Here is a 26,342-nt window from a genome sequence, read left to right as displayed (position 1 = left end):
CGAAGCTACGAAGCGACGGGACGGCGGATGAGTCGAAGGGGCCGTGGATGAACGATCGTGACGAGGGACCCCCGGCGGACGACCGGACGGCGGGGCGCGCCGCCGAGCAGGCCGCCGAACTGCGTCAGATCGATGCCCTGAACGAGACCGGCCCGCACGAGAGGACCCGCAGGCCCGCGCCGGGCGAGGACGGTGAGCGGGACGGCGCCGCCCGCGCGCCCACCGACGCGGGCAGGCACCGTGATGTGCGGATGCTGGAGGCGGGCCGCGCCCTGGCCGAGGCGACCTCCGTGGACGAGGTCTTCATGGCTCTGGCGTCGCTCACCTCGCCGGAGTTCCCGATGGACGGCACCGCCCTGTTCGGCGTCACCGAGCGGTCGCTGAACCTGATCGGGCGGTACGGGTACCGGACCAGCGGCAGCCGGACCGTCCGTATGACGATCACCACCGACTATCCGGCGGCGGAGGTGCTGCGCACCGGCCGCCCGGTGTATCTGCCCACGGTCGAGGAGTACCGCGACCGCTTTCCGACGACGTGGCGGCTCGCGGCCCGCAAGGGCAGCAGGTCGTGGGCGTTCCTGCCGCTGGTGAGCACGGGCCGGATCACCGGGGTGTGGCTGGTGGCGTTCCTGGACGACGTCGACTTCGACAGCGACACGCGCAGCACGCTGGTCACGCTCGCCCGGCTGATCTCCCGCGCCCTGGAGCGGACGCACACCGGCGAGGCGGAGCTGGCCCTGTCGCGCGGGCTGCGCAGCAGCATGGGGCGGGGCGCGTCGGTGTACCGCGGGATGACCGTGACCTCGCGGTACGTGCCGACCGGCGGCGGGCTGGTGGTGGGCGGTGACTGGTACGACATCATCGACCTGCCCTCGGGCCGTCTGGCGCTGGTCATCGGCGACGTGCAGGGCCACGACCTGCACGCGGCGAGCCTGATGGCCCAGCTGCGGACCGCCGTGCACGCGTACGCCGCCGAGGGGCACGGCCCGGACGCGGTGCTGTCGCGGACGTCGCGCTTCCTGACCTCGCTGGACGGGGACAGATTCGCGACCTGCATCTACATCGAGGCGGACCCGGCGGCGGGCACGCTGCACGTGGCGCGGGCCGGGCATCCGCACCCCGTGCTGCGCATGCCGGACGGCACCTGCATGATCAAGCACATCAGGGGCGGGCTGCCGCTCGGCCTGATGCCGGACGAGGACGACTACCCGGTCAACGTACTGGAGCTCCAGGCCGGGGAGATCATGATGCTCTGCACGGACGGGCTCATCGAGACCGGCGGGCACGACATGTACACCGGCTGGAACCGGGTGCGGGACGCGCTGTCGCCCGGCCCGACCTCCGACCTGGAGGGGATGGCCGACCGGCTGATCCAGAGCGTGGTCGGCCCGGTGACCGAGAACGGCGAGGAGCGGCTGAGCCCGCGCAACGAGGACGACATCGCGCTGCTCATGCTGCGCCGCGACACCGGCGTCCAGCGCCCCGTGCGACCCGTTCGGCGCATCCTGACCACGATCGAGCAGGACGAGGCCGAGGGCCTGGCCGAGGCGCGCTCCGAGCTGCGGGCGCTGCTGCACGACTGGGCGCAGCCCGACCAGGTGGACACCGCCGTGCTCCTCGCGTCGGAGCTGCTGGGCAACGTGCTGGTGCACACCGACCAGACGGCGGCCCTGATGGCCTCGATCTCGGGCGAGCCCGGCAACCGCACGCTGCGCGTCGAGGTCTCCGACAGCGGTGACGAACTGCCCCACCAGCGCACCCCGGGCGAGATGGCGTCCTCGGGCCGCGGCCTCGTCCTGCTCGACATCCTGTCCGAGCAGTGGAGCGTACGGCCGGAGTCGGAGGGCAAGACGGTGTGGTTCGAGCTGTCGGAGGACGCCGACGGGGTCGCGGGACAGGACGTCTGAGGGTCGGCTCAGCCGTTGCGGACTTCGGGCATGCGGGCCTCGGACGCGCGGACCCCGGCCGTATGGGCTGCGGCGGTCGTACGGGTGCGGTGGCGTACGGCGGCGACCGTGGGGGACGAGGTGAAGGCGGCCGTCACCTCCAGCAGCCAGGCCGCCTCGGCCTCCACGGTGCCGGGGACCGTGGGCGGGGTGTGGCCGGGGGGCGCGAACCGCTCAGCGGCGGTGCCTTCGCACAGCCGCCCGGCGCGTTTGTTCTCCAACGCCGCCGCGATCGTGGCCGCTTCGAGCACGGCCCGCCGGTCACGGCCGCGCTCGTCGGCCCAGTCGATCGCGTCGCCGCCGGTCACCTCGCTGCCGTCGTCTCCCCCGCGTCCGTCGGTCCAGGCCGTGACGCCGGACTCGAAGTACGGGCGCAGCGCGAGATGGCCGTCGCGGATCTCGATCACCCTGCGGTAGAGGGCGAATTCGGCCTGCCGCAGGCCCGGTCGGCGGTCGGCGGCCGACGGGTCGAGGGCGATCTCGGGCAGTTCGCTGTGCAGCGCCGACCACAGCGGCTCCAGCGCCCGGTGGCTGCGGTAGGCGCGCAGCCAGCGCATGGGGGCGCCGAGCGCGCCGACCCACAGCGTGGTGGTGGCTCCTCCGGTGGCGAGCGCCGCGGTGACCGCGCCGAGCACGGAGGAGACCACGTCCTCGGCGACGCCTTGGCTGCCGGTGCGCAGGTCCGCGATGACATCGTCCAGCGCCCACAGCGTCCACACCGCGCCGACCGCGGCGGCGAGCAGCATCAGCCGCAGTCCCGTACGCAGCAGCCCGGGGGCGGTCCGAGCGGCGTGGTCGGCGAGTTCCCTGGCCAGGACGGCCAGACACCACGAACCGTAGAGGGCGAAGAGCGCGTTGTACGACGCCAGGGCCCATCGGTGGCCGGAGGAGACGGTCAGCGTGTCGCCCGCGATGGCGGGGTCGGCCACCAGGTAGAGCGCGGTGGAGACGGCCAGTACCGCACCGGCCGCCCACATCTGGAGGCGCACCGCACGCGGGGCCGCCGCCGCAGGGGACTTGAGCGCGTACGCCACCAGGACGAGGAAGGCGAAACCGACCATCTTCACGTCGTGGATGCCCAGGTTGACCAGGTTGTCGAAGGTCGTGTCGGAGGACAACGCCTTCGTGAGGGCGGGGGTGTTGAACAGCATGCCCGAGCCCAGGCACAGCGCGAAGCCGTAGACGTAGCGCTGCGCGGAATCGGACCACGGTCGGCGGGTGATCACCAGCCGGTGGACACCGAAGACCAGGAAGAACGCGGCGGAGACGAACGACAGGAGATCAGCCATCACGGCGGCCCGACGCGCGGTCCTCCGGTATGCCGAACAACCTGTCCAGACGCGTTCGTTGCGGATGCGGCGGCGGCACGGGGACGGTGTTCCCCAACGGACGGGCGGTACGGGTCAGGATCAGCGAAGCGACCAACTCGGCTTCCTGCTCCTGCGGTTCGGTGTACACACTGCGGCCGAGTACCCGCTGGACCAGGGACGACGATAAGTGCGGTAACAGGACCTGGGCGGCGGCCGACGCCGCGGGCGCGGTCTCGTGGTGGCCGCAGACCAGGTGGGCCGCCTCGTGCAGCAGGATGTGCTGCTGGTGCAGCGCGCTGGTGTCGGCGGCGTAGAGGATGCAGTCGCCGTGGTCGGTGGTCACCAGCAGGCCGCACGGTGTGTGGGGCCGGGAGGAGACGGGCACGAGTTCGATCGGACGGCCGCGGGCGACCGCGAGCATCCCGATGAAGACCGTCGCGTCGAACGGATTGGGCAGGTCGAGCCCGTCGACCGTCCGCTGACATCTGTGCCACAGAGCTCGGCTCCGGTCACGTCGCACACGTCTCACACGCTGTCCCCTTGTCCGCCGGGTGGAACCGCGAGATCTCACCGAAGAGTTCGCGCACTTCAAGCGCTGCGTGCACTTCAGGCGCTGTCAGGGTTCGCGGCTGGGAGAGCCACGCTCCCTGCGGGCGAGCACATCGATCATGTCGCTGATCGTGGCCGCGCCCTCAGGGGAGAGGTTGACCGCGCGCAGGGCCATGCTGCGGACGCCCGCGTCGCGCAGCGCGCCGAGCAGCTCAAGCTCCTTGGCGATGGCGGCGCCCTGCTCGTCGTCGAAGAAGTATCCGACCGGCACGTCGAAGAACTGTGCCAGGGCTTCGAGATGACGTTTGGTGGGATTGTCGCGACGGCCCGTGCGCAACTGCCACAGGTAGGTCGCGGAGAAGCTCTCGCCGGTGGCCTCGCGGCAGGCGCGGGCGACCTCTTCATGGCTGTACGGCTCACGGTTGGGCCGTCGCACGACCCGGAACAGCGCGTCGATCTTGTCGGCCAGCGTCGACGCGGAGGGGGCCCGCGACTCGTTCTCGCCCATCGCCCGCCCCCCCTTCGTCGGTGCAGCCAGTATGGGTTCGTCCCGTGTCCGGCTTCATCCTAGCTGGTACACACAGCCGCCGGAATGGTCCGCTTGCGTGCGCCCATACGGCGGCGGCGGTGTCCGCCGTGCCGGACACCGCCGCCGATTGGCCTACGAGGCAAGGGAGTTGTCGCCCGACCGGTGCGGTCGGGCGGGTCGGTCAGGCCGGGTTCAGCAGGCCGGGGCCCTGCGGCTCCTGCGCGATGCGCAGGGAACTGCCCCAGACGCAGTCCCATCCGCACACCACGCTGAGCGTGCTGCCGGCCACGCTGATCGGCTGGAGATTCGCCTTGCCCTGGTCCTTCTCGCTCCCCAGCGCCTGGAGCCTGAGCACCTCGTTCATGGGTGTTTCCTCGTCTCTCGTCCATGGGATTTCCGGTGGTCCGCCGCCGGACGGCGACGGGGTCTTGGGTCAAACGGAGGCCGGTGACGGCTGCGCCGCGTCGTGGGACCGCCGTGCGGCGCGCAGCGCGGACGGCAGACTCAGGGCCACGCAGCCGAGTGCGGTCAGCCCCATGACCCACAGCGCGCCGCGTACCCCGACCAGGTCACCGAGCAGACCGCATCCCACCGCCCCGATCAGGCCCGCCCCCGCCAGGCACACCTGGAGCGCGGCCATCGCGCGGCCGAGGGTGTCCTCCGACATGTCGGCGACGAGCACGGAACTGACGGCCACATTGGCGACGGCGCCGAAGAAGACGGGCAGCCCGATGCCCATCGCGGCGCAGAAGGCGGCGAGGGGCAGCGGTCCCGCCGCCAGCGGCAGCAGCAGGCTGCACACCACCGCGCCGGTGAAGGACATCAGCATCACCCGCCGGGGGTCGCGGCCCGGGGCGAGCAGCCGTGCGGCGACGGCGGAACCGCCCAGGCCCATCAGCCCCGAGAGCGCGAACAGGGAACCGTAGGCGGCGGTCGGCAGATGGATCACCCGCAGCAGGAACGGGCCGGTGAGGGCGGTCACGCCCGCCATCGTCGCGGCGGGCACCACGATGAACAGGCCCAGCGCGCGGTGGAAGGCGTCACCGGTGAAGACCCGCATGCCCGCCATGGCGCCGCGCATCATGGTGAGGACCGACGGTGCGGGCCCGCGCGGCACGATGTCGGGTGAGCGCATCGTCATCAGCGCGGTCGCGCTGAGCAGATAGCTCGCCACGTCGACCGACAGCGCGGCGGCGGCGCCCAGCACCGCGATGGCGGGACCGGCCAGCAGGCGTCCGACGAGCGCGGCGCCGTACTGTCCTGCCTGGAGTCTGGCGCGCGCACCGCCGATGCCTTCGGGGCCGACGAGTTGGCGCAGGTGCAGGAAGTAGACGGCCGCGGACAGGGTGGACGAGGCTCCCATGATCACGCAGAGCAGGCCGAGCCACAGCAGCGAGATGGCGCCGACGGCCAGGCCCAGCGCGACCACGCCGATGGCCGCGGCGCAGATCAGGTCCAGCAGGACGAGCGTGCGGCGAGGGTGGGCGATGCGGTCGGCGAGCGCGCCCGCGGGGAAGCCGAGCAGCAGGATCGGCGCGGTCGTGGCGGCGCTGATCAGGCCGATGGCGCCTGGCGAGGCGTGGAGGTGCACGACGGCCACGACGGGCAGCGCGATGGCGGTGAAGGTCGAGCCGAAGGCGGAGGCCGTCTGCCCGCACCAGTAGAGACTGACGTCACGTCCGACGGCGTTGCCCGGGTCCCCCGGGCCGGCGCTCTCGGGCGCCTGCGCCGGCTCGGCGATTTCCTGGTGGCTCATCAGTTCACCTCAACGGGCCGCGACGGAACGGGAGTACGCGCCGGCGAGTGCGTCCACGGTGAACAGCGGGTCGGGCGCGGGGGCGAGGAGTTGCGACAGGAACAGCAGCACCCCTGCCGAACCGCTCCACAGATCGGCGCTGAACCGCATGAGCTGGTCGCCGAGGAAACGGATACCGGTCTCGTGCGGCACCGCGAATTTGAACAGCCCGCACGCCGCACGGATCGCGTCGTCCCGGCCCCGGCCGTCACCGGTCAGCCGCCCGTACTCCGCGAGACCGAGGCCGAGGCCGGACAGTCCCTGCCACAGCCCCGACATCACGGTGTAGGTGGTGCGCGTCGAGGTCAGCAGCCGGGGCAGCGCGTCGGCGAGCCGTTCGTCGTCCACCGACCGCGTGTAGCGGGTGACGGTGTGCGCCATCGAGGCGGAACCGCAGTAGAGGTAGGGCAGGCTGCGGTTGTCGGTGGCCGAGATGGGAAAGGCGAGACCCGGCGAGTCCGGCTCGGTGGCACGGTCCAGCTCGGCGTGCAACAGCCGGACGCCGCGCGCGAGTTCGTCGTCCGCGCCGGTCACGGCGGCGAGCTGCTGGAGCAGCAGCGCGATCCCGGTGCGGCCGTGCACGAGGCCGGTGGCGTCGTTGGCGCCGAGGTACGGGGTGAGGTCGGCGTCGGCCGGCAGCGCCGCCGTCAGCTCCAGGGCCCGGTCGATGTGGTGCTCGTCGCGGGTGTGGCCGTACATCGCCAGGTGGGTGAGCGCGACCCCCGAGGTGCCGCCGTAGAGGGTCGCCGACGCTCCGGAGGCGATGATGGGGTGGCGGTCGGCGGCGGTGAGCAGATCCCTCGCCTCGTCCAGCATCCCCTGGTCGGCGAGCACCCATGCGATGCCCGCGGTGCCCGCGAACAGCCCCGGGGGCAGTTTCCCGACGCCGCCGAGCGCGTCGTGCCGCAGCCGCTCCAGCACGCCGTCCGGCAGTGCGCGGCCCGCCCGGGTCAGGGCGTGCACGACGCCCGCGGTGCCGAAGGCCAGGCACTGGGTGTTGCTCTGGTAGCCCTCAGCGATGGTAGGGAACACCCGGTCGGGGTGGGCCGGGTCGGCCATGGCCACCATGGCGTCGGCGGTACGGTCGCGCAGGTCGGCCAGGTGCCGCAGCGGGTCCGCGGCGACTTCCTCGGGCGTCGGGATGGGGGTGATGCCCTGCGCCGCGGGCCGCGGCCGGTGATACGCGACGGCCCGCTCCCACAGCGGCTCCGGCAGCGGCGCCCGCTCCAGCAGTTCGCGGCGCAGGTGCGCGAGGGTGTCGGGATTGCGCTGCGCCACCTGGTGGAAGGGCCCGATGAGCAGCAGGGCGAGGCCGGCCAGGCCGTACTTGTCGTGGATCAGCGGATCGTCGCCGACGAGTTCGGCGGGCGGGGTGTAGCCGGGCGTGCCCATCACCGGAGTGTCGTCGCTGTCCAGGCGCTGGGCGGCCTCGAAGTCGACCAGCCGGATGCCGTCGTCCTCGGTGACCATCACATTGCCGGGGCTGACGTCGACGAAGAGGTAGCCGGCCGTGTGCAGCCGGTGCAGCGTGCTCTCGATCTCCGCGAACAGCTTCTCGCACCGGCCGTAGTAGTCCCCGGCCGCTTCGGGTCCGCGGTCGACGCCGAGCATGACCTGGTTGGCGACCATCCAGCGCTGGAGCGTCGTGCCCTCGATGAACTCGGTGACGAGGAAGTCGTGCTCCCACTCGCGGAAGTAGGCGAGCGGCTCCGGGGCCAGGCCGGGCGCCGTCTCGTGCAGCGCGGTCAACGTCTGCCATTCGGAGCGGAGTTGGTCGGGTGCGGTGGTGTCGCCCATCGCCACGCCGGTGTGCGCGCGCGCCTCCTTGATGAAGACCTTGCGGCCGGTGGCCGTCTCCCGTCCCAGGTAGGCGCCGCCGGAGTTGGTGAACTGGAGCGCGTCTTCGAAGGCGAATCCGTGGAAGACGATCGGCCCGCCTCCGCCGGCGGCGGCGGGCTCGTCCACGGAATCGGCATCGGGATCGGCGGCGGCATTGGCGCCCGCCTCCGCCCCGGCCTGCGCGACGGCTTTTTCGGCGGACGCGGCAGCGGGCTCGGCCGAGGACTTCGGCGCCGGGCGCGTCTCGACGAAGGGGTCGGTCATGCCCGCCGGGAGGTAGAAGGAGAAGCCCCTGCGGTCCTCCTCCAACTCGCCGTCGGTGCCGCGGACGAGCAGGGTGTGGGTGCCGTCGGCGTTGACGCGCTCGCGCGGGGCGAAGGCCCCGTAGCGGTAGTGGACCGTGCGCGAGTCCCGGTACCGCCTGTCGGTGAGGATGAACGGGCCTTCCTCGTCGGCCAGTTCGGTGCGCAGCCGTTCCATGAGGTCACGGGCCGCGGCGACGCTGGTGGGATACGCGGCGATGAACTTCCCGCTCTGCTGCCTGGCGGCCTGCTTGTGGTGGGTCCACCAGTAGAAGAGCCTGCCGGCGAGGTGCTTGAAGGCGACGTCCTGCTCGAAGCAGACGGCCGCGACGGTGTCGAGGACGTACGGCAGGCGGTCGGGCCGCGCGGACACGTGCACCTTCCAGCCGTCCTCGACACCGCGGAGCTGCTTGCCCCGGTGCCACATGGTCCAGATCCCCGACGGGGTCTCGGTCCACCCGTCCGGTACCGGCCCGGGCCGGTAGATCTCACCGCGGTTACGGGTGGTCTCCAGCGGCGCGTAGAACTCTCTGTCCGCCACGACGAACGGGAAGGGGATCATGGGCCTCTCCGATGTGGGACGCGAGGGGGCGGCGGCTCAGCAGCAGACGACGACGCTGGTCGCGCTCATCGACGCGACGGGGCTGCTGATCACCGACGTCGTGGGGTCCATCTCCTGGAGGCTCAGGGGGGATTCGGCGTGCGCCTCCACCTCGAATTCGCCCTCGCCGGCGTCCGCGCCTTCGGGCGCGTTCTCCTCGGCGGCGGATTCGGCGGAATCACTCATGGTCGTCTCCTGTCGGTTCTCAGGTGTCGGAAGGGCCGCCCCGGAGGACAACGCGAGCGGGAAAGACGTGTGGGTGGCGCGTCCACGAGGACGCGCCACCCACCCAGCTCGGTCAGGCGCAGGCGGCCAGGCTGACCGTGCTGCCCGGGGCCTGGAGGCCGCCCAGCACACCCTCGCCCTGGTCGGGCTTGCTCACGCCCATCTCCTGGAGGTCCAGGGGGGATTCGGCGTGCGCCTCGACCTCGTTCTCCGGGGTCTCCGCGATGTCCTCGTTGGTGGGCTCGACGGAATCAGCCATGATCGTCTCCTCTTCTGGGCGGGGTACGAGCAGGTGGTGGGAACACCTCAGAAGCTAGGACCGGCCGTTTCGGAACCGGTGAAGCCGCGGTATAAGCGCGGTATCGTCCCAGGTGATGCGGGGTTGGTCCGAACTCTCACCAGCAGTCCCCGCATTGCCGGTTCGCCACAGGCACATCATCTGATATAAGTCGTCTGCCTGATGTCATTCATCTCAGCTCACGATCCCATCTCCGGATCAACGGGCGGGAAAGGTGAAACCGGATATGGCCGAACCAGCGCACGTCAGTCTGCGGCTCTCCGTCCTCGGCCCGCTGTCCGTCGGCACGGCCGAAGGCCCCTTCCCGCTCGGCCCGCTCAAACAGCGGCTGCTCCTGGCCATGCTGCTGTGCCGCCCCAACACCCCGGTCTCGCTGGCCTTGTTGACGGACACCTTGTGGGACGGCAATCCGCCGCGCACCGCGCGCAAGAACATCCAGGTGTACGTCTCCGCACTGCGCAAACTCCTCGACCGCGCGGGAGCGGGCGACCGGCTCGAGCACCACCCGGGCGGCTACCTGCTGCGGGTGCGCGACGACGAGTTGGACTCGATGCGCTTCCAGGGCCTGGCCAGATCAGCCCGCGAGGCCGCCGGGCAGGGCGCGTTCGGCCCGGCGTCCCGGATGCTGCGCGAGGCGATGGGGCTGCGGCAGGGGCCGCCGCTGCACGACCTGAGATTCTCCCCCACCGTCAGATCCGAGGCGGAGCGGCTCGACAGCCGCTACCTCCAGGTCTACGAGGACTGGGCCGAGGCCGAGTTGCGGCTGGGCCGGGCCACCGAAGTCGCCGACACGGTCGCCGATCTGGTGGAGCGTCACCCCGAGCGCGAACGGCTCAGGGCCGTCCAGATGAACGCGCTGTTCGACCAGGGGCGGCAGACGGAGGCCCTGGCGGCGTACGAGGGGCTGCGCCGGTTGCTCGCCGTCGAGTACGGGCTCCAGCCGAGCCCCGCGCTGGAGACGCTGTACCGCTCGATGCTCGACGGCGGCCCGCAGGAGCCCGGCGGCCCCTTCGCTCCGTCCGGCGCGCGGGCCGCGGCGCGGCGCTCCTGCGGAGTCCTCGGCGCCCTGCTCCCCCAGGACCTGGCCGACTTCACCGGCCGCGAACGCCAACTGCGCTTTCTGCTCAAGCTGTTGGGCAGCGACCGGCATCTGGCGGTCGTCACCGGGCCGGTCGGCACCGGTAAGACCGCGCTCGCGGTGCACACCGCGCACCGGCTCGCCGCGGAGTTCCCCGACGGCCGCGTACTGATCCGGATGCGCGACGCGGCCGGGCGTCCGCGCTCGGCCGCCTCGGTGGTCGCCGAGCTGGCCCGGATGGCGGACCTCCCCGGGCAGCGGGCGGCGGCCGTCGACGACGGGTCGGAGGACGCCGAGGAGGCCGCCGCCGCGTGGCGCGACTGGCTCGGGCCACGCCGGATCCTGCTGGTGCTGGACGACGCGGCCGACGAGGCGTCCGTACGGCCGCTGGTGCCGGACTCCGGCGGCAGCGCCGTACTGGTGACCTCCCGCGCGCAGTTGGCCGGACTGGTCTCCGCCGACCGGCTGGAACTGGCGCCCTTCGACCTCGGCGAGAGCCTCGAACTGCTCGGCCGGATCGTGGGCCACGAGCGGCTGCGGGCCTGTCCGGAGGCGGCCCGGCGCATCGTCACCGCGACCGGCATGCTGCCGCTCGCGGTCCGGGTCAGCGGTCTGAAGCTCGCGGTACGACGCCATCTGCCGCTCGGTGAATACGCGGCACGGCTGGCCGACGGCAGGACCGTACTGGACGAACTGGTCGCGGGCGACACGGATGTACGGCCGCGGCTGGCGAGCGGGTGGCGGGACCTGTCGGCGGCGGACCGGACCACGCTGTGTCTGCTGGGACACCTGCCGGAGGGGCCCTTCACGCTGCGGCAGGCCGCGGCGGCGCTCACCTGCGGCCAGGACGACGCGCTGCGCCGGCTGGAGTCCCTGCTCGACGCGGGCGCGCTGCTCGCCCCGGACAGCGAGGTCACCGCGCACGCCGCGCGGTACGAACTCCCGCGCCTGACAAGAGTCTACGCGCGTGAACAATCCCTCCTGGGGATGCGGCCACTCCCCCGGGCCACCGCCTGAGGGGCCTTCGGCGCAGGGCACACGCGACGGAACACGGCACCAGGCGCGCCGGTGAGCTGCGGATTTACCGTTTCCCAACCGTCCATGACCCCGACCTCGAACCGGCCCCGCCGAGACTTCGGTGGACGAGGAAGGGAGCACGCGATGGAACTCGCCGAACTCATGACGCTGCGCCCCGAACCCGGCGCGGGGCTGCTCCTGACCGTCACCGGCCGCTGCCCCCTGCACTGCGCGCACTGCTCGACCGCCGCCACGATGGCCGCGGACGAGCCGGACGCGGACCGGCTGCGCGCCTTCGTCTCCACCTTCACCCCGGCCGAGCACCCTGCGGTGCTGATGATGACCGGCGGCGAGCCCTTGCTGCGGCCCGAGTTGGTCACCGACCTCGCCGCCACGGCGCGCGCGGCGGGTACCAGGACGGCGCTGCTGACCGGCGCGTTCTTCGTCGGCCGGGCGGACCACAGCGCGGGACACCTTGCCTCCGGCGCCGACCCGCTGCCCGCTCCCGTGCCCGATTCCGTGCCTGTTCCCGAGCGGATCTGGCGGGCCGTCACCTCTGTCGACCACTTCTCGGTGAGCCTTGACGCCTTCCATGAGCGCGAGGTCGACCGCAGGTCCGTATTCGGCCTGATCCGGCGGGTGTTGGACGCCGGAGTGGCCACCAGTTTCCACCTGGTCGGCGCCGGCCCCGACGACCCCTACCTCGCGGACGTCACCGCCGACATCCGCCGTACCTTCGGCGACCGCGTCCCGATGCTCGTCAACTCTTTGCGCCGGGTGGGACGCGCCGCGTCCTGGGCCGCCGCGAACACGGCGCTGCCCGGTGCCGCGCTGCCCGGTGCCGCGGCACCCGACCCCGAGCGGGCGCTGCCGTGCTCGATGGCCGCGTGGCCGGTGGTGGCCGCCGACGGCACGGTGGTCGCCTGCTGCAATCAGCGGGTCGTCGACCGCAGGCCCGCCCCGCGTCACCTGACGCTCGGTCACATCGCCACCGACGACTGGCGGTCGGTCGCCGTACGGGCCCGTACCTCTCCGGTCCTGCGGATGATCAGGACGGTCGGCCCGGCCCACCTCCTGCACCGGTACGGCGGCGCGGAGCAGGCGGCCGCGCGCCCCGACTACTGCGCGGGCTGCCGGGCACTCGGTGACCATCCGGAGGCGCTGGCCGCGGCGAGTGCGGCGGCCAGCGGGCCCGTGGGGGCGCTGCTCGACCGGTACGCGGCCCGCGGCCAGGTCGAGGCGGGCGCGGCCACGCTGGTGCGGCGGCACGGCTGCGCGCCCTACGCGGACCTGGTCGACCTGCCCGGAGCGCGGCGATGACCACGGTCGGTACGGCGGGCGCGGGCGCCGCGCTGCGGGTCCGGCTGCTGCTGACGGCCCCCGCCGTGCGGGCGACGACCGCGGCCGTGTGGCGACCGCCCGGACTCGCCGCGCGCTACGCCACGTATCTGACGGTGATGCACGGAGTCGTCCGCGCCTCGGTGCCGCTGATGGAACGGGCGGTGGCGCGGCTGGCGGAATTCGGCCCGCGCGACCCGTTGTGCGAGCCGCTCACGGACTATCTGCGGGAGCACATCGAGGAGGAGCGCGGCCACGACGACTGGCTGCTCGGTGACATCACCGCGCTGGGCGGGGAACCAGCGGCGGTCCTCGCCGAGCAGCCCATATCCGCCGTCGCGCGCCTGGCGGGCGCGCAGTACTACTGGATCGAGCACCATCATCCGGTAGCGCTGCTCGGCTACATCGCGGTGCTGGAGAGCAACGCGCCCGCGCCCTGGCTGGCGGACCGGATCGCCGCCGCGGGCGTGCCGGAGGCGGCGCTGCGCACGGTACGCGGCCACGCCGAACTGGACACCGGGCACACCGCCGCGCTCTTCGCGCTGCTCGACGCGCTGCCGTTGGACCAGGCCCAGGTACGCGCGGTCGTGATGAGCGCGCTGCACACCGTGGACGGACTTGTGGAGCTTTTCGCGCGCATCGGCCGGACAGCGGAGCCGGAACACCTCAGGGAAGGGACGTACACCTCATGAGTGACACGGCGGCGCGGGACGGGGAGAGCGCGGCAGGCGACGGAGCCGACGACGCGCTGGTGGTGCTGGAGTCGCACGGCTTCGGCGTCGGCGAACTCACCGACGAACAGCGCGAGGTGCTGCGCGGGCTGAGCAGTCAGGAGCTGTCGATGATGCTCGACATCAAGGCCCGGCTGGACGAGGTGGGTCCCGAGGTGCAGGCCCACAGCGAGATCGCCGGCGGGGCGCTCTTCTGACATCTCCCCGCGACCGGGGTCCACACGATCGGGAAGAGACCGGGGTCCACACCATCGGGAAGACACGGGGAAGGGACGGGGAGACGAGATGACCACGCGCTGCGCCTCGTGCGACGGCGACCTGCCGCAGGACGCGCGCTTCTGCCCGTCCTGCGGCACACCGGCCGACTCCCCCGCACCCGTGACGGCGGTCGAGGAGCGCAAGGTCGTCTCCGTCGTCTTCTGCGACCTCGTCGGGTCGACGGCGCTGTCCGGTGTGCTCGACCCGGAGACGCTGCGCACGGTGGTGCTGCGCTATTTCGACCTGATGCGCGAGTGCCTGGAGCAGTTCGGCGGCACGGTCGAGAAGTTCATCGGCGACGCGGTGATGGCCGTCTTCGGCGTGCCGGTGACGCACGAGGACGACGCGGCGCGGGCGCTGGCCGCGGGCCTGGCGATGCTCGACGCCATACAGCGGCTCAACGAAACGGAGTTGGAGCCGACGCTCGGCATTCGGATCGGTGTCCGGATCGGCATCAACACCGGCCCGGTGGTGACGGCCTCGGATGTGTCGTCCCGTCAGGCGCTGGTGTCGGGCGAGACGGTGAACGTCGCGGCCCGGCTGGAGCAGAACGCCGGTGAGGGCGAGGTCCTGATCGGTCCCGAGAGCCGCAGGGCCGCGGGGGCGACAGCGGTCACCGAGCGCGTCGGCCCCTTGCGGTTGAAGGGCAAGGAGGACGCGGTCACCGCCTATCGGCTGCTGGACGTGGTCGAGGAGGAGCCGGAGCTGACCCGCCGCTTCGATGTGCCCTTCGTCGGCCGGGACCGTGAACTGGACGCTCTGTGGGCGACGTTCCGCGCCGTCGCGGACCGCGCCGGTCGTGGCCCGAATCTGGTGACGGTCCTCGGTGAGGCCGGGATGGGCAAGACCCGGCTGATCCACGAGTGGCGCAAACGGTCGGGCCGCGCCTTCCGCTACGGCTCGGGCCGCTGCCGCACGTACGGTGAACGCGGCAGCCTGGCGCCGCTGGCCGACGCCGTGAGCCAACTCCTGGACGCCTTCCCGGAGATCGCCCAGGCCCCGGCGCGCGCGGGAGAGCCCTCGCCCGAGCGCCAGGAGATCGACGCGGCGCTGGCCGTACTGTCGGCCGGGCTGCTGGAGGACGGCACACCGAATCCGTCGACCGACGACACCTGCGCGGCGCTGACCGGTCTGCTGGCCGCGCTCGCGCGCAGGCGGCCGGTCGTGCTGGTGCTGGACGACCTCCAGTGGGCGAGCGACCCGCTGCTGACGATGGTCAGCGCGCTCAGCGCCGAACTCACCGCGTCCGCTGTGCTGTTCGTCTGCGCCGCCCGCCCCGATCTGCTCGACCGCGGCGTCGGCTGGGGCGAGGGCGGCCCGCGCTCGCTCTCCTTGACGCTGCCCGGTCTGACGGCGACGGAGGCCGAGGCGGTGGCCGAGGCGCTGACCGAGGTCGGGGCGCACTGGGACGGCGGGGCGCCGTCCCATGAGGGGGGTACGGGCGTGCCGCCCCAGGTGCTGGAGTCCGCGGGCGGCAATCCGTTCTATCTGGAACAGCTCATCGCCGCTCTCGCGCAGCCCGAGTCCGGCTACCGCCCCGACGGCGGAGGCGATGTGCCGACCACCTTGCAGGCGCTGCTCGGCGCCCGGATCGGGGCGCTCGGCCGGGCGGAGCGCGCGGCGCTGGACATCGCGGCCGTGGTGGGACGGGAGTTCAGCGCCGACGAGGTGGCCGAATTGGTGGGCGGGGACCGCGAAGGTGCGCCCGGCGGCGCGCTGCACGACGCGGACCCGCCCTCGGCGGAGACCGGGTCCGGCGTCCCGGCGCTGGACGGCGCGGTCGGCGCGGCGCTCGGCATGCTCAGCAGTCACCGCCTGCTGCGGCCCGCGGACCGGCAGGGGCCTTCCCCGTACCGGCTGCGCTTCAGCAGCGGTCTCGTGCACGAGGTCACGTATCAGTCGATGGCCAAGCGGACGAGGGCGGAGCGGCACGAGCGGGCCGCGGCGGCGCTGTCCGCGCGGCTGGCGGGCGGCGGCACGGCGGCGGGGAGCGCGGGGGAAGGCGCCGCCCCGTACGGCGGTGTCCTGTTCGGCGGTGGCGCTCCCGGTACGCGCGGCGCCGAGGATGCCGCCGCCGTGGCGGGTCACCTGGAGCGCGCCTACCGCTACCGCGCCGAGTTGGGCACGCTCGGTCCGCAGACGGACGAACTGCGCCTGCGGGCCGCCGCGTTGCTGATCGAGGGCGGTTCCAGGGCGCTCGCGCGCTCGGATCTGGCGTGGGCGGGCGGGCTGCTGGAGCGGGCGGTGGAGCTGACCGTCGAGGGCGAGCCGGAGTGGGCCGCGGCGGCCCGGCGGTTCGGTGACGTGCTGCTGGCGACCGGGCGGACGGACGAGGGCCGGGCGCTGCTGCTGCGCGTGCTCGCCGCCGCGGACGCCACGCCGGGTGACGCGGTGCGGCCGGTGGAGGCGGCGCACGCCGACCTCGCCCTGGCCGCGGTGTCGGCGGCCCCCGACGGGAGCAGCGCGGGGAGCGTCGCCCAGCGGACGCTGCCGGTCTTCGAGAGCGCGGGCGACGACCTCGGGCAGGCACGGGCGTGCATCCGGCTGGCGCAGGAGCGGCAGTTGCACGGCAGGCACGGTGAGGCCGATGTCCTGCTCTCCCGCGCCCTGGACCACGCGCGCCGCTCGGGCGCCGAGCCCGAACGGGCCCTGGCGCTGGGCGCGATCGGCGTCTCGCTGTGGCGCGGGCCCGAGCCGGTGCCCTCGGCGGTCTCGCGCAGTCGCCGCCTGCTGGCGGAGCACGGCGACCGTCGCCCCACCGTACGGCTGACCCTCAACTGCCCGCTGGCCGTGCTGTTCGCGCTCCAGGAGCGCTGGGACGACGCGCACGCCTGCCTCGCCGGGGCGGAGCGGCTGGCCGGTGAACTCGGTTACGCCGAGGGCCGGGTGGTGCTGCCGCTGTTCGCCGCGGCCGTGGCGACGCTGGCGGGCGACGGGAGCCGGGCGCTCGGTCTGCTGGACGAAGCGGACGGCGCCGCACGGGAGTTGCAGGCCGAGGCCCTGCGGGACGCGGTGGCCAGGGACGCGGCGCGGCTGCTGGTGGACGCGGGCCGTCACGACGAGGCCGCGGCCAGGCTGGCCACCGCGCCGGACCCCGGACACACGGCACTCGCCGCCTCGGACGCCGCCGACCTCGACGGGCTGCTGGCCAGGATCGCCGCGGCGCGCGGCGCGGCCGAGGAGGCCGCACCGCTGGCGGAGCGGGCGGTGCGGACCGCGTCCGGCACCGACTCGCCCGTCGTCCTGGCGGTGGCCTGGCTCGACCGGGCCGACGTGCTGCGCCGGGCGGGCCGTACCGAGGAGTCCGCGAGCGCCGCCGCGCAGGCCGCCCGGCACTTCGGCGCCAAGGGCCATGTGCCGGGGGCGCGCCGCGCCGTGCGATGGCGGGAGGGTCCGCCGTGAGGCGCCAGGACCAGGGGCACCGGAGCCGCGGGCGCCGACCGGCGCCCGTCCGCTCCCGCTCCGGCCTCTCGGGCCACCACCGCATCGGAAGGCGACAACGCCAGAACGCGAAAGGCTGCTGATGAAAACCGCCGAACACGGCGCCGGCCCCGGACTCACCTGGACGCTGCGCGGCAAGCGCCCCGAGGACGTGCTGATCACCGCCGACGGCGAGCTGCCCGCGCTCGACCGGAGCTGGGACGACGCGCGCGGCGCCGGGGTGCGGGTGTGCGTGGTGGACTCGGGTGTCGAGGACGGCCATCCGCTGATCGGCCCGGTCGACGGCGCGTGGACGGTGCGCAAGGACGAGACGGGCACCAGCGTGGTCGAGACGACGGCGACCGACACGTGCGGGCACGGCACGGCCTGCGCGGGCATCATCCGCAGGACCGCGCCGGATTGCGAGCTGTACAGCGTGCAGGTGCTCGGCAAGGGGTTCGGCGGGACCGGCGACGTCCTGCTCGCGGGACTGCGCTGGGCGATCCGGCAGGGCTTCGACGTGATCAATCTCAGCCTGTCCACGACGAGGCCGCAGTTCGCCGAGGAGTTGCGGGTCCTCGCCGACGAGGCGTACTTCCGGGGGACGGCGATCGTCGCCTCCGCGCACAACACTCCGGTGGAGAGCTACCCGTGGCGCTTCGCCTCGGTGATCTCGGTGGGCAGCCACCAGGAGGACGATCCCGATCTGCACCTGTACAACCCGAGCCCGCCGGTCGAGTTCTTCGCGCCGGGACAGAACGTCCAGGTGGCGTGGCTCGGCGGGGCGACGATCAGGACGACGGGCAACAGCTTCGCCACGCCGTACATCGCCGGGCTCTGCGCCCGCATTCTGTCCCGGCACCGCCGGATGACGACCTTCCAGCTCAAGAACGCGCTCTACCTTTCCGCGGCCAACGTCCAACTGGGCATCAGGGGTGCTTCGTGACACAGAGCAACACAGCGACGGATCCGCTGTCGCAGGAGTTGATGCAGTCGGTGGTCGACACGGCACGGGCCATCTTCGGCGCCCAGGCCAGTTCGGTGTTCCTGCTGGACGAGTCGAGCCACGAGCTGGTCTTCCAGGCCGTCTCGGGCCAGGGCGAGAGCTTCCTGGTGGGGCGGCGTTTCCCGGCCGAGAGCGGGATCGCGGGATGGGTGGTCTCCTCGGGTGAGCCGATGGTGGTGGACGACCTGTCGCACAGCGCGTCCTTCGACCGGGACTTCGCGGAGTCCACGGAGTACGTGCCCGATTCGCTGATGGCCGCGCCGCTGACGCACGGTGACCGGGTGCTGGGGGTGCTGGAAGTCCTCGATCCCGTGCCGCAGTCCAGGTCGAGCCTGGACGAACTGGATCTGCTGGCGCTCTTCGCCCGGCACGCGGCGGCGGCGCTGCGGGTGGTCGTGGACCGCGCGCGGCCCGCCGACAGCGGCTCGCTCGGCGGTGACGGGCGCGCGGCGGCGCTGCGGATGGCCGAGGATTTGCGGCGGCTGCTGGAGACCTCCGCCTGAGCCGGGGAGCCCTCCGCTCAGCCCGTGGGCGCCGCCCCGGACCCGCACCGACCTGCGACGCGCCGGAAGGGAGGGACGGGAGATCTCAGGGTGTTCACAGGTGCGAGTTGTCCCCTGAACAGGTGACAATGAGTAGGGTGTGTTCCTCCGGCCCCGGATCATCTGCCTAGCCTGAGCCGGGGAGAGGGAGGTGGCCGTGACACGACGAATATCCTTCGGCCGCCGCCTCCCGACGCCCCACCCCGACCTCTCGCCGCAGGTGTCGGTCGCCGGGCGGACACCGCCGGTGCTCACCGCGCTGCCGTACGTGTTCATGGCCGTGGTCGCCGTGGTGGACGTGAGCGTCGGGACCAGTGTCGGCCTGCTGCCGCTGGTCTCGCTCGGCCCCGCCTTCTCCGGTCTGGTCGGCGGCTGGCGGCGGACCGCCCTGGTCGGGGCCCTGGCCGTCGCGCTCGTGTGCGCCCTGGGCGTCTACGACGGCCTGTTCGAGGAGCGGCGCGGTTTCAGCGCCCTCGCCTCGGTGATCGGCGTGACGGTCGCCGGAGTGATCGCCGCCGTGATGCGCCAGCGCCGCGAGACCGAATTCGCCAACGTACGGTCGATCGCGGAGGTCGCCCAGCGCGTCCTGCTGCGCCCCGTACCGCGCAGCGCGGGCCATCTGCGCACGGCCGTGTCGTACACCTCCGCCGTCGCCGAGGCGCGCATAGGCGGCGATCTGTACGAGGTCGTCGCGTCGCCGGTCGGCGTGCGGGTGATCATCGGCGATGTGCAGGGCAAGGGCCTCGAAGCGGTGGAGACCGCCGCCGTGGTGCTCGGCGCCTTCCGTGAGGCCGCGCACGACGAACGGGATCTGACGGGCGTCGGCGAGCGGGTGCAGCGGGCCGCCGACCGGGCGCTGAGCGGCGAGAAATTCGTCACCGCGATCATCGCCGAGATCAGCGAGGAGCGCGGCGCGACCCTCCTCAACTTCGGCCATCCCGCGCCGATGGTGCTGCGCCAGGACGGCGGCGCGTGCTTCCCCGAGCCGCCGCAGTACGCGATGCCGCTGGGGCTCGGCGTGCACGGCGGTGACGCTCCCGAGCCGTTCGCCGTCCCCTTCGGACCGGGCGACCAGATGCTGCTCTACACCGACGGTGTCACCGAGGCCCGCGACCACACCGGCGCCTTCTATCCGCTGGGGCAGCGCGCGCACTTCCTCAAGGACCCGGATCCGGAAGCCGCGTTGGAGGCGCTGCGGACCGATCTGGTGCAGCACACGGAGGGGCCGCTGCACGACGACGCGGCGATGCTGCTGCTGCGCTTCCGCGACCCCGGACCGGCGTTCGCCGCCTTCGACGGCGCCTGAAGGCCCGGACGGCACCGGCGCGGGTAAAGGGTTCGCAATGTGCGGATGCCTCGCCGTGCGGTCCGTGACGGGTTGTCCGCAATGAGCGACCGGCCCCACCCGAACACCCCTGCGAACACCGGTGTCGCGTCATAGAGTGTCGAGCCGTACACGCGGGCGGAGGCACGCACCGTTTGCCGATCGCGGTTGGAGGAGATCCCGGTGACGCTGCGCGCGTCCAGAGGCGGACCGGTCCCGCCGGACCACCCGGCCGTGTCCGCGGCGCACCTCCAGCGCGACGAGGCGGCGGCGCTCACGCTCTACCGGACCCTGCGCGACATGGGCGAGGGACGGATCGCGGAGGTCGCGGAGGCGGCCGGTCTGGACGCCGCGGAATCCGCGGGCGGCTGGCGGCGGCTGGACGAGCTGGGCCTGATCCGGATCGTGGGCGCGGTCGTCGAACCGGTCGACCCGGACGCGGCCATGGCGCACGCGATGGACACCTACAACGAGAACACCGCCAGGCAACTGCGGGACGCGCACTCGTTGCGCCGGGTCACCGAGTCCCTGATGACCGTCTTCCGCCCGGCCGTGGCCCGTGACTCGGCCGATGTCGCGGTGGAGCGGCTCGGCGACCGCAAGCGCAGGACGCGTACGGTGCGGGACCTCAACGCCGCCGTCCTGGACGCCTGCGACTCGATGCACCCCGGTCCGATGCCCCCGGCCGAGGCGCTGGAGGCGTCACTCGACGAGGACGCGAAGCTGACCGCGCGCGGCATCCGGGTCCGGGTGATCTACCCCGAGTCGCTGCTGCGCTCCCCCAAGTACACCTGGTATCTGCACCGGTTGCTCGACATCGGCGTCGAGGTGCGGCTCCTGGAGCACTCCCCCTTCGACATCCTGCTCTTCGACCGGCACACCGCGTGCGTGCCCGGCGACCCCGAACGGCCGGGCGAGTCCATGCTGTTGATCCGCGGCTCCGCCCTCCTGAAGGGCTACACCGCGCTGTACGAGGATTACTGGCTGCGCGCCTCCCCCGTCGTCCTCGCCGCGCCGCCCGCGCCCGCCGAGGGCCCGGAGGTCAACGACCAGGAGCGCACGGTCATCCGGCTGATGGCGAGCGGGCTGAGCGACGACCAGATCGCCCGGAAGATGGGCGTGCACCGCCGCACGGTCCAGCGCGCGGTCGCCAAACTGATGGACCGCCTCAATGCCTCAAGCCGCTTCGAGGCGGGTCTCAAACTCGCCCGCGACCCGGCCCTGATGAAGGTCTACCCGCTGAACTGACCGGCCTGGGTCACCCGTTGACGGCCGTGACGTACCAGCGGGGGCGCCACCAGGCCCAGGTGGTGCCCCCGCCGACTGCCTTCGGCGGCCTCCACACCAGGTGGAGTGCCGCCTCCGGCAGCCCCGGCCCGCGGACATTCGGGGGATCCACGGGCCGGAAGTCGTGTCGCCGCGGCGGTCCGGCGGTCGCCCGCGGCGGGTGGTGCGCACGCGGGACCTCCGCGTGATGGTGATCGGCCTGCCGACAACTCCCTCGCTACGCCTGAACGTTCACGAGCCCTCCCGGAGCCGACGGCATGCCGTTCCCCCCGAGGCCGCGCACCGGCCGAAGTCACCTTCGGCGCCGTACTCGACCACACCTCGATCTTTGCCCACCCGACAACCGCTGGCTACGAACCCCCGAGTACGTAATGCCCGGTGAACGGCTTCGCGCAGGCCACCTGAGGTGTCCAAAAGGAGACAGCGGCCCAACTGGACAACGGTGGCGGCGGCGAAGCGAGCGCGCTTGCCGACTGCCACTGGTCGGTACGTCGTCGCAGGTCAACGGCGTTGCCACGGACGGCGACCGACCACTGACGCAGGGCGGGATTCGACCGCTGAGGACGGGTTTGCGCAGGTGGTGGGGGCCGGTCAAGTCGGTTGACACCCCATGCGTCCAGCGAACACGATCGACTGGTAAGCGCATTCTGCGGCTGGGCACGCCACTGGTCAGTCCGGGCGCGGGCCGAGCATCCGGGGGGAACGGTCATGACGCGCGGCTCGAACAGCACCACCCCGCTCATCCGCGGGTTTCTGCGGCAGGCCCGCAAGGATTACGCGGGGCCGCCGGAGCCGGGCAGCGGGCACACGGGACACCGCCCCGCCGGGCTGAGCCAGCAGGCGGTGGCGCACCGGATGGACATCTCGCCGCGGCTGTACCAGGACTGGGAGGGCGGCGGCCGGCCGGTGCCGGTCCACCGGCTGGACAGCCTCGCGAGCACCCTCGGCCTCGACCCGTACCAGCGCGACGAGTTGTGGTTCATCGTGACCGGCGGCTTCGCGCCGACCGGCCCGGCCCAGCCGGACCTGGAGGCGATGAGCGGCTGGCGGCTGTACCTGCGCGCGCTCCAGGTGCCCGCGCTCGTTCTCGACAGCACGTGGCGGATCCACGAGGACAACGCGGCCTGGCGCGGCCTGTTCGAGCCCGAGGGCCAGCGGCCGCCGGCGAATCTGCTGCGCTTCCTCCTCTTCTCGCCCTACGCGCGCCGCCTGTGCGGGGATTGGCAGGCGAGTTGGGCGGTGCCGTACCTGCGGCAGCTCAGGCTGGAGGCGGGGATCAGCGAAGAGCCGGAGCTGCGGCGTATCGTCGCGGAGCTGCAACTCGATCCGGAGCTGGGCGTGTTGTGGCAGACGGTCGGCCGGGGCGGACGGATGGCGCTGCACAACGACGGTCAGGTCCGGCTGCTGATCCCGCCGGGCGGCCGTGCCCCGTACTGCGTACGCACCCTGGTCTCCTCCCCCGCCCACAACCCCCGTGTGCGGATGGTGACCTTGCTGCCGACACCCGTCGAGGCGACCGTGATCGCCCACGAACCGCTGGTGTCGCTGCCGCCGACCGCCGCGTGACCTCGGTGAGGAGAGCGGCGCGAGCGACGGGAACGGCGGGATCGGTGGCATCGGCGGGAGCACGGCCGCGGGCCCGGAGCGCATCTTCCGTACCCGCGGCCGAACGCCTCGCGACGCCTTACGGCTGTCGCGGTCCTCGCGGCTGACGCGGTGCTCGCGCTGTTGACGCCGTGAGCGCCGTGAGCGCCGTGAGCGCCGTGAGCGCTGTTCGCGCTGTTCGCGCTGTTCGCCGCGTCAGCGGATCGTGACCTTGACGACGTTGGAGATCCCGCCACCGCCGACGATGCGCAGGTTGTTGAGGCCCTTGATGCCCAGCTTGACCCGCAGGTTGTACGTGGCGTCGTGGTTGGTGTTCGTCGAGGCGGGCAGCGAGACCCAGCGCTTGCCCTGCATCTGCTGGAGCGTCACCCGCGTGCCGACCTTGATGTTCTTGGTCGCGCCGTAGATCCGGAACTGCTGCCATGCGTTGATCGCGCTGACCGTCGCCTTGGCGGTGATGGCGGGTCGGGCGACGGCGGGCGCCATGGCGACGCTGTCCGCCGCGACGGCCTGGGCCACGGGGGCGGTCAACAGCGTGAGGGCGGTGAGACCGGTGGCACAGGCTCGCGAGAAGCGAAGCATGAAGGCTCCTACGGGGTGAACTCTGACATTTCGTCACATCGTAGGAGCCTGTCACCACTTCACCGGAGAGTGACGCGCCGGGGCGGGCACGGGATTCCGGTCAGGAACCGCCGGGCTCCGGACCCGCGTCCGCAGCCGTGCCGGTGCCAGTGCCAGTACGTGCGTCCGTGCCCGCCCCCGGACCCGCACCCGCGCCCGCTTCACCCTGCGGACCGGCCTCCGCCATCCGCTTGAGCAGCCCCAGCCGCTCCTCCCGGGTCGCGGCCAGCTCCGTCATCCAGACGGTCTCCTCACCGCGCTTCAGAGCGTGTCCTCACCGCGCTCCAGCAGCGTGGCCGCGGAGCCGACGATGCGCGGGTCGGGCGTACCGACCACCTCGTCGTCCCTGTCCGCGTAGTCGAAGCGGGCGAGGACGCTGCGCATGGCCTCGACGCGCGCCCGCTTCTTGTCGTTGCTCTTGACCACCGTCCACGGCGCGTAGGCGGTGTCCGTCTCACGGAACATCGCCACCTTGGCGGCGGTGTAGTCGTCCCAGCGGTCGAGTGAGGCGAGGTCCATCGGGCTGAGCTTCCACTGCCGCACCGGGTCGACCTGCCGGATGGTGAACCGGGTGCGCTGCTCGTCGCGCGAGACCGAGAACCAGAACTTCACCAGGTGGATGCCGTCGTCCACCAGCATCCGTTCGAAGGCCGGGGCCTGCCGCATGAAGCGGTGGTACTCGTCGTCCGAGCAGAAACCCATGACCCGCTCGACGCCCGCCCGGTTGTACCAGGAGCGGTCGAACATCACGATCTCGCCCGCGGTCGGCAGGTGGGCGACGTACCGCTGGAAGTACCACTGCCCGCTCTCGCGCTCGGTCGGCTTCTCCAGGGCTATCACCCGTGCGCCGCGCGGGTTCAGGTGCTCGATGAACCGTTTGATGGTGCCGCCCTTGCCCGCGGCGTCCCGGCCCTCGAAGACGATGACCAGCCGCTGGCCGGTCTCCTTCACCCAGCTCTGGAGTTTCAGCAGTTCGATCTGCTGGAGCCGCTTGTGCAGTTCGTACTCGGGCCGCTCCATCCGCGTGTCGTACGGGTAGTTCTCCCGCCAGGTGTCGACGACGCTGCCGTCCGCCCTGACCAGGACCGGGTCGTCCTGGTCGGTGTAGTCGACATGCATGCCCGCAAGGAGTGCGGAGCCGTCGGTGCCTGCGCTCATCGCTCGCCCGCCCTTCGCCGGTGGAACCGTCAGTGGACCCGGTGGTCCTCAGCCACCGCGGGTGGCCTCAGTGGAACTGCGGAATGATCAGATACAGCCCGTAGAGCACCGCGCACGCGCACGCCAGGAAACACGCCCCGGCGCCCGCGAACTGTCCCGTGCCGCTGCCGCCCGACGCCCGTACGGTGTCGCGGGCGGAGAGCGCGAGCACCCCGACCGCGAAGACCACGACCACGCCGACGGTGACGCCGAAGCTCACCGCGGCCACCTCGCCCAGCGCGTTCCAGTCCACACTCATACTGCTGTTCCCCTTTTCCCCGATGATGCCGGTGATTCCGGTGGCGTCGCCGCTCAGACGCCCGCGCCGGCGGGCGCGGCGGGACGGACGGAGGTGGTGTGGCCGTGGTTCACATTGTCGGCGTGGACCGGGTTGCGGCGCGAGAGGACGACGATGCCGCCCGCCACCGCGACGGCGATCAGCGCGATCACCACGACGCCCGGCGTGCCGCCGTGCACGACGACGCTCGCGGCCACCGCGCCGACCGCCGCGGCCGAGGGCAGCGTCACCAGCCAGGCGAGCGCCATCCGGCCCGCGGTGCCCCAGCGGACCTCGGCGAGCCTGCGTCCCATGCCCGCGCCGAGGATGCCGCCGGAGCAGACCTGCGTGGTGGACAGGGCGAAGCCCAGATTCGCGGAGGACAGGATGACCGCGGTGGACGCCGACTCCGCGGCGAAGCCCTGCGGCGACTCGATGTCGACCAGGCCCTTGCCCATGGTGCGGATGATCCGCCAGCCGCCCAGGTACGTGCCGAGCGCGATGGCCAGTCCGGCGGCGAGGATCACCCAGACGGGCGGACCGGCGTCGTGGCCGAGCGCTCCGCAGGAGATCAGCGCGAGGGTGATGACGCCCATCGTCTTCTGCGCGTCGTTGGTGCCGTGCGCCAGCGAGACCAGCGAGGCGGAGGCGATCTGGCCGATCCTGAAGCCCTTGGAGACGGTGTCCTTACGGGCCCGGCCGGTGAGCCGGTAGGCGAGGTACGTCGCGGCGAGCGCCGCGAGCCCGGCCACGACAGGCGAGGCCACGGCGGGGATGAGGATCTTCTCGACGACCTTGCCGAAGTGGACGCCGTGCCGGCCCGCACCGACCCACACGGCGCCGATCAGGCCGCCGAAGAGCGCGTGCGAGGAGCTGGACGGCAGTCCGAGCAGCCAGGTCATGAGATTCCACAGGATGGCGCCCACCAGGCCCGCGAAGATCATGCCGGGGGTCACCAGCGCGTCGTCGACGATGCCGCCGGAGATCGTCTTCGCGACTTCCGTCGACAGGAAGGCGCCCGCCAGGTTCAGCGCTCCGCTGAGCAGGACGGCGACCTTCGGCCGCAGCGCTCCCGTGGCGATGGACGTGGCCATCGCGTTGGCGGTGTCGTGGAAACCGTTGGTGAAGTCGAAGGCCAGGGCCGTGACGATGACCAGTGCCACAAGGAATGTGATGTGGTCCATGTGCCCAGGGAAGCAGCCCCCGGCGTACGCACGGGGAAGGGCGGGTGAAGGACCGGAGTGAAG

General features: G+C 72.5%; 24 protein-coding genes. 11 read left to right on the top strand and 13 right to left on the bottom strand.

The window, feature by feature from the left end:
- The first annotated feature begins 47 nt into the window (after window positions 1-47).
- Complete coding sequence (locus ACZ4EF_RS13510) at window positions 48-1,907, top strand: ATP-binding SpoIIE family protein phosphatase (protein ID WP_355340775.1); 1,860 nt, start codon at window positions 48-50, stop codon at window positions 1,905-1,907.
- Window positions 1,908-1,915: 8 nt separating this feature from the next.
- Here the strand turns inward: ACZ4EF_RS13510 and ACZ4EF_RS13505 are convergent, their stop codons facing one another.
- The 8 genes from ACZ4EF_RS13505 to ACZ4EF_RS13470 form a co-directional block, all read right to left on the bottom strand.
- The gene (locus ACZ4EF_RS13505) at window positions 1,916-3,235 is read right to left on the bottom strand and encodes an MAB_1171c family putative transporter (protein WP_467504392.1); all 1,320 of its coding nucleotides are present in this window, start codon (window positions 3,233-3,235) and stop codon (window positions 1,916-1,918) included.
- On the bottom strand, window positions 3,228-3,785 hold the full coding sequence (locus tag ACZ4EF_RS13500) for a ParH-like protein (protein ID WP_355340781.1): 558 nt from the start codon (window positions 3,783-3,785) through the stop codon (window positions 3,228-3,230). The genes ACZ4EF_RS13505 and ACZ4EF_RS13500 overlap by 8 nt, the downstream gene beginning before the upstream one ends.
- Window positions 3,786-3,872: 87 nt before the next feature.
- A complete protein-coding gene (locus ACZ4EF_RS13495) occupies window positions 3,873-4,313 on the bottom strand; it encodes an XRE family transcriptional regulator (RefSeq protein WP_355340784.1) in 441 nt (146 codons plus the stop codon).
- A 202-nt stretch (window positions 4,314-4,515) separates the two neighbouring features.
- Window positions 4,516-4,698 carry a hypothetical protein gene (locus ACZ4EF_RS13490; RefSeq protein ID WP_355340787.1) on the bottom strand — a complete coding sequence of 61 codons (183 nt, stop codon included), beginning with the start codon at window positions 4,696-4,698 and terminating at the stop codon, window positions 4,516-4,518.
- Between the two features lie 69 nt (window positions 4,699-4,767).
- Window positions 4,768-6,090: an MFS transporter gene (locus tag ACZ4EF_RS13485; protein WP_355340790.1), complete on the bottom strand. Its 1,323-nt coding sequence runs from the start codon at window positions 6,088-6,090 to the stop codon at window positions 4,768-4,770.
- A 9-nt stretch (window positions 6,091-6,099) separates the two neighbouring features.
- Complete coding sequence (locus ACZ4EF_RS13480) at window positions 6,100-8,832, bottom strand: class III lanthionine synthetase LanKC N-terminal domain-containing protein (protein ID WP_467504389.1); 2,733 nt, start codon at window positions 8,830-8,832, stop codon at window positions 6,100-6,102.
- 36 nt (window positions 8,833-8,868) lie between these two features.
- Complete coding sequence (locus ACZ4EF_RS13475) at window positions 8,869-9,057, bottom strand: hypothetical protein (protein WP_355340796.1); 189 nt, start codon at window positions 9,055-9,057, stop codon at window positions 8,869-8,871.
- Between the two features lie 112 nt (window positions 9,058-9,169).
- On the bottom strand, window positions 9,170-9,355 hold the full coding sequence (locus tag ACZ4EF_RS13470; RefSeq protein WP_188283862.1) for a hypothetical protein: 186 nt from the start codon (window positions 9,353-9,355) through the stop codon (window positions 9,170-9,172).
- A gap of 265 nt (window positions 9,356-9,620) precedes the next feature.
- Here ACZ4EF_RS13470 and ACZ4EF_RS13465 point away from each other — a divergent pair, with 265 nt between their 5' ends.
- The 10 genes from ACZ4EF_RS13465 (at window position 9,621) to ACZ4EF_RS13420 (ending at window position 22,961) form a co-directional block, all read left to right on the top strand.
- Window positions 9,621-11,489, top strand: a complete 1,869-nt coding sequence (locus tag ACZ4EF_RS13465; protein WP_467504386.1) for an AfsR/SARP family transcriptional regulator — start codon at window positions 9,621-9,623, stop codon at window positions 11,487-11,489.
- Between the two features lie 144 nt (window positions 11,490-11,633).
- Entirely contained in the window at window positions 11,634-12,809 is a 1,176-nt protein-coding gene (locus ACZ4EF_RS13460; RefSeq protein WP_467504384.1) for a radical SAM protein, read from the top strand.
- Window positions 12,806-13,519: an iron-containing redox enzyme family protein gene (locus ACZ4EF_RS13455; protein ID WP_391161885.1), complete on the top strand. Its 714-nt coding sequence runs from the start codon at window positions 12,806-12,808 to the stop codon at window positions 13,517-13,519. Before ACZ4EF_RS13460 ends, ACZ4EF_RS13455 begins: the two co-directional genes overlap by 4 nt.
- Window positions 13,516-13,755, top strand: a complete 240-nt coding sequence (locus ACZ4EF_RS13450) for an aroma-sacti cluster domain-containing protein (RefSeq protein WP_467504382.1) — start codon at window positions 13,516-13,518, stop codon at window positions 13,753-13,755. Before ACZ4EF_RS13455 ends, ACZ4EF_RS13450 begins: the two co-directional genes overlap by 4 nt.
- Before the next feature lie 88 nt (window positions 13,756-13,843).
- Window positions 13,844-17,218, top strand: coding sequence for an AAA family ATPase (locus ACZ4EF_RS13445; protein ID WP_467504380.1), 3,375 nt, complete (start codon window positions 13,844-13,846; stop codon window positions 17,216-17,218).
- A 121-nt stretch (window positions 17,219-17,339) separates the two neighbouring features.
- Entirely contained in the window at window positions 17,340-18,182 is an 843-nt protein-coding gene (locus ACZ4EF_RS13440; protein ID WP_355340814.1) for a S8 family peptidase, read from the top strand.
- A gap of 41 nt (window positions 18,183-18,223) precedes the next feature.
- On the top strand, window positions 18,224-18,745 hold the full coding sequence (locus ACZ4EF_RS13435) for a GAF domain-containing protein (RefSeq protein WP_188285584.1): 522 nt from the start codon (window positions 18,224-18,226) through the stop codon (window positions 18,743-18,745).
- A gap of 313 nt (window positions 18,746-19,058) precedes the next feature.
- Window positions 19,059-20,090, top strand: coding sequence for a PP2C family protein-serine/threonine phosphatase (locus ACZ4EF_RS13430; RefSeq protein ID WP_355341317.1), 1,032 nt, complete (start codon window positions 19,059-19,061; stop codon window positions 20,088-20,090).
- Between the two features lie 201 nt (window positions 20,091-20,291).
- Window positions 20,292-21,356 (top strand): helix-turn-helix transcriptional regulator, encoded by a 1,065-nt coding sequence (locus tag ACZ4EF_RS13425; protein ID WP_391044894.1) that lies wholly within the window; start codon window positions 20,292-20,294, stop codon window positions 21,354-21,356.
- Window positions 21,357-22,103: 747 nt separating this feature from the next.
- A complete protein-coding gene (locus tag ACZ4EF_RS13420; protein ID WP_467504377.1) occupies window positions 22,104-22,961 on the top strand; it encodes an MmyB family transcriptional regulator in 858 nt (285 codons plus the stop codon).
- Window positions 22,962-23,195: 234 nt separating this feature from the next.
- Here the strand turns inward: ACZ4EF_RS13420 and ACZ4EF_RS13415 are convergent, their stop codons facing one another.
- The 5 genes from ACZ4EF_RS13415 to ACZ4EF_RS13395 form a co-directional block, all read right to left on the bottom strand.
- Window positions 23,196-23,582 (bottom strand): hypothetical protein, encoded by a 387-nt coding sequence (locus ACZ4EF_RS13415; RefSeq protein WP_467504375.1) that lies wholly within the window; start codon window positions 23,580-23,582, stop codon window positions 23,196-23,198.
- A 100-nt stretch (window positions 23,583-23,682) separates the two neighbouring features.
- Window positions 23,683-23,859, bottom strand: a complete 177-nt coding sequence (locus ACZ4EF_RS13410; RefSeq protein ID WP_467504374.1) for a hypothetical protein — start codon at window positions 23,857-23,859, stop codon at window positions 23,683-23,685.
- Window positions 23,860-23,882: 23 nt separating this feature from the next.
- The gene (ppk2, locus tag ACZ4EF_RS13405) at window positions 23,883-24,779 is read right to left on the bottom strand and encodes a polyphosphate kinase 2 (RefSeq protein WP_355340826.1); all 897 of its coding nucleotides are present in this window, start codon (window positions 24,777-24,779) and stop codon (window positions 23,883-23,885) included.
- 67 nt (window positions 24,780-24,846) lie between these two features.
- On the bottom strand, window positions 24,847-25,077 hold the full coding sequence (locus ACZ4EF_RS13400; RefSeq protein ID WP_355340829.1) for a hypothetical protein: 231 nt from the start codon (window positions 25,075-25,077) through the stop codon (window positions 24,847-24,849).
- Between the two features lie 53 nt (window positions 25,078-25,130).
- Window positions 25,131-26,279, bottom strand: coding sequence for an inorganic phosphate transporter (locus ACZ4EF_RS13395; RefSeq protein WP_401722164.1), 1,149 nt, complete (start codon window positions 26,277-26,279; stop codon window positions 25,131-25,133).
- Window positions 26,280-26,342: the final 63 nt, after the last annotated feature.

Source organism: Streptomyces sp. NPDC025721 (genome assembly GCF_055558595.1).
Note: the sequence above shows the minus strand (reverse complement) of the source record. Positions and strands in the feature narration are given on the sequence as shown.

Bases quoted from the DNA above. Each gene is read 5' to 3' on its own strand.
- ACZ4EF_RS13510 (WP_355340775.1), top strand. From the start codon at position 48: ATGAACGATCGTGACGAGGGACCCCCGGCGGACGACCGGACGGCGGGG.
- ACZ4EF_RS13505 (WP_467504392.1), bottom strand. From the start codon at position 3,235: ATGGCTGATCTCCTGTCGTTCGTCTCCGCCGCGTTCTTCCTGGTCTTC.
- ACZ4EF_RS13495 (WP_355340784.1), bottom strand. From the start codon at position 4,313: ATGGGCGAGAACGAGTCGCGGGCCCCCTCCGCGTCGACGCTGGCCGAC.
- ACZ4EF_RS13490 (WP_355340787.1), bottom strand. From the start codon at position 4,698: ATGAACGAGGTGCTCAGGCTCCAGGCGCTGGGGAGCGAGAAGGACCAG.
- ACZ4EF_RS13485 (WP_355340790.1), bottom strand. From the start codon at position 6,090: ATGAGCCACCAGGAAATCGCCGAGCCGGCGCAGGCGCCCGAGAGCGCC.
- ACZ4EF_RS13480 (WP_467504389.1), bottom strand. From the start codon at position 8,832: ATGATCCCCTTCCCGTTCGTCGTGGCGGACAGAGAGTTCTACGCGCCG.
- ACZ4EF_RS13475 (WP_355340796.1), bottom strand. From the start codon at position 9,057: ATGAGTGATTCCGCCGAATCCGCCGCCGAGGAGAACGCGCCCGAAGGC.
- ACZ4EF_RS13470 (WP_188283862.1), bottom strand. From the start codon at position 9,355: ATGGCTGATTCCGTCGAGCCCACCAACGAGGACATCGCGGAGACCCCG.
- ACZ4EF_RS13465 (WP_467504386.1), top strand. From the start codon at position 9,621: ATGGCCGAACCAGCGCACGTCAGTCTGCGGCTCTCCGTCCTCGGCCCG.
- ACZ4EF_RS13460 (WP_467504384.1), top strand. From the start codon at position 11,634: ATGGAACTCGCCGAACTCATGACGCTGCGCCCCGAACCCGGCGCGGGG.
- ACZ4EF_RS13455 (WP_391161885.1), top strand. From the start codon at position 12,806: ATGACCACGGTCGGTACGGCGGGCGCGGGCGCCGCGCTGCGGGTCCGG.
- ACZ4EF_RS13450 (WP_467504382.1), top strand. From the start codon at position 13,516: ATGAGTGACACGGCGGCGCGGGACGGGGAGAGCGCGGCAGGCGACGGA.
- ACZ4EF_RS13445 (WP_467504380.1), top strand. From the start codon at position 13,844: ATGACCACGCGCTGCGCCTCGTGCGACGGCGACCTGCCGCAGGACGCG.
- ACZ4EF_RS13440 (WP_355340814.1), top strand. From the start codon at position 17,340: ATGAAAACCGCCGAACACGGCGCCGGCCCCGGACTCACCTGGACGCTG.
- ACZ4EF_RS13435 (WP_188285584.1), top strand. From the start codon at position 18,224: ATGCAGTCGGTGGTCGACACGGCACGGGCCATCTTCGGCGCCCAGGCC.
- ACZ4EF_RS13430 (WP_355341317.1), top strand. From the start codon at position 19,059: ATGGCCGTGGTCGCCGTGGTGGACGTGAGCGTCGGGACCAGTGTCGGC.
- ACZ4EF_RS13420 (WP_467504377.1), top strand. From the start codon at position 22,104: ATGACGCGCGGCTCGAACAGCACCACCCCGCTCATCCGCGGGTTTCTG.
- ACZ4EF_RS13415 (WP_467504375.1), bottom strand. From the start codon at position 23,582: ATGCTTCGCTTCTCGCGAGCCTGTGCCACCGGTCTCACCGCCCTCACG.
- ACZ4EF_RS13410 (WP_467504374.1), bottom strand. From the start codon at position 23,859: ATGACGGAGCTGGCCGCGACCCGGGAGGAGCGGCTGGGGCTGCTCAAG.
- ppk2 (WP_355340826.1), bottom strand. From the start codon at position 24,779: ATGAGCGCAGGCACCGACGGCTCCGCACTCCTTGCGGGCATGCATGTC.
- ACZ4EF_RS13400 (WP_355340829.1), bottom strand. From the start codon at position 25,077: ATGAGTGTGGACTGGAACGCGCTGGGCGAGGTGGCCGCGGTGAGCTTC.
- ACZ4EF_RS13395 (WP_401722164.1), bottom strand. From the start codon at position 26,279: ATGGACCACATCACATTCCTTGTGGCACTGGTCATCGTCACGGCCCTG.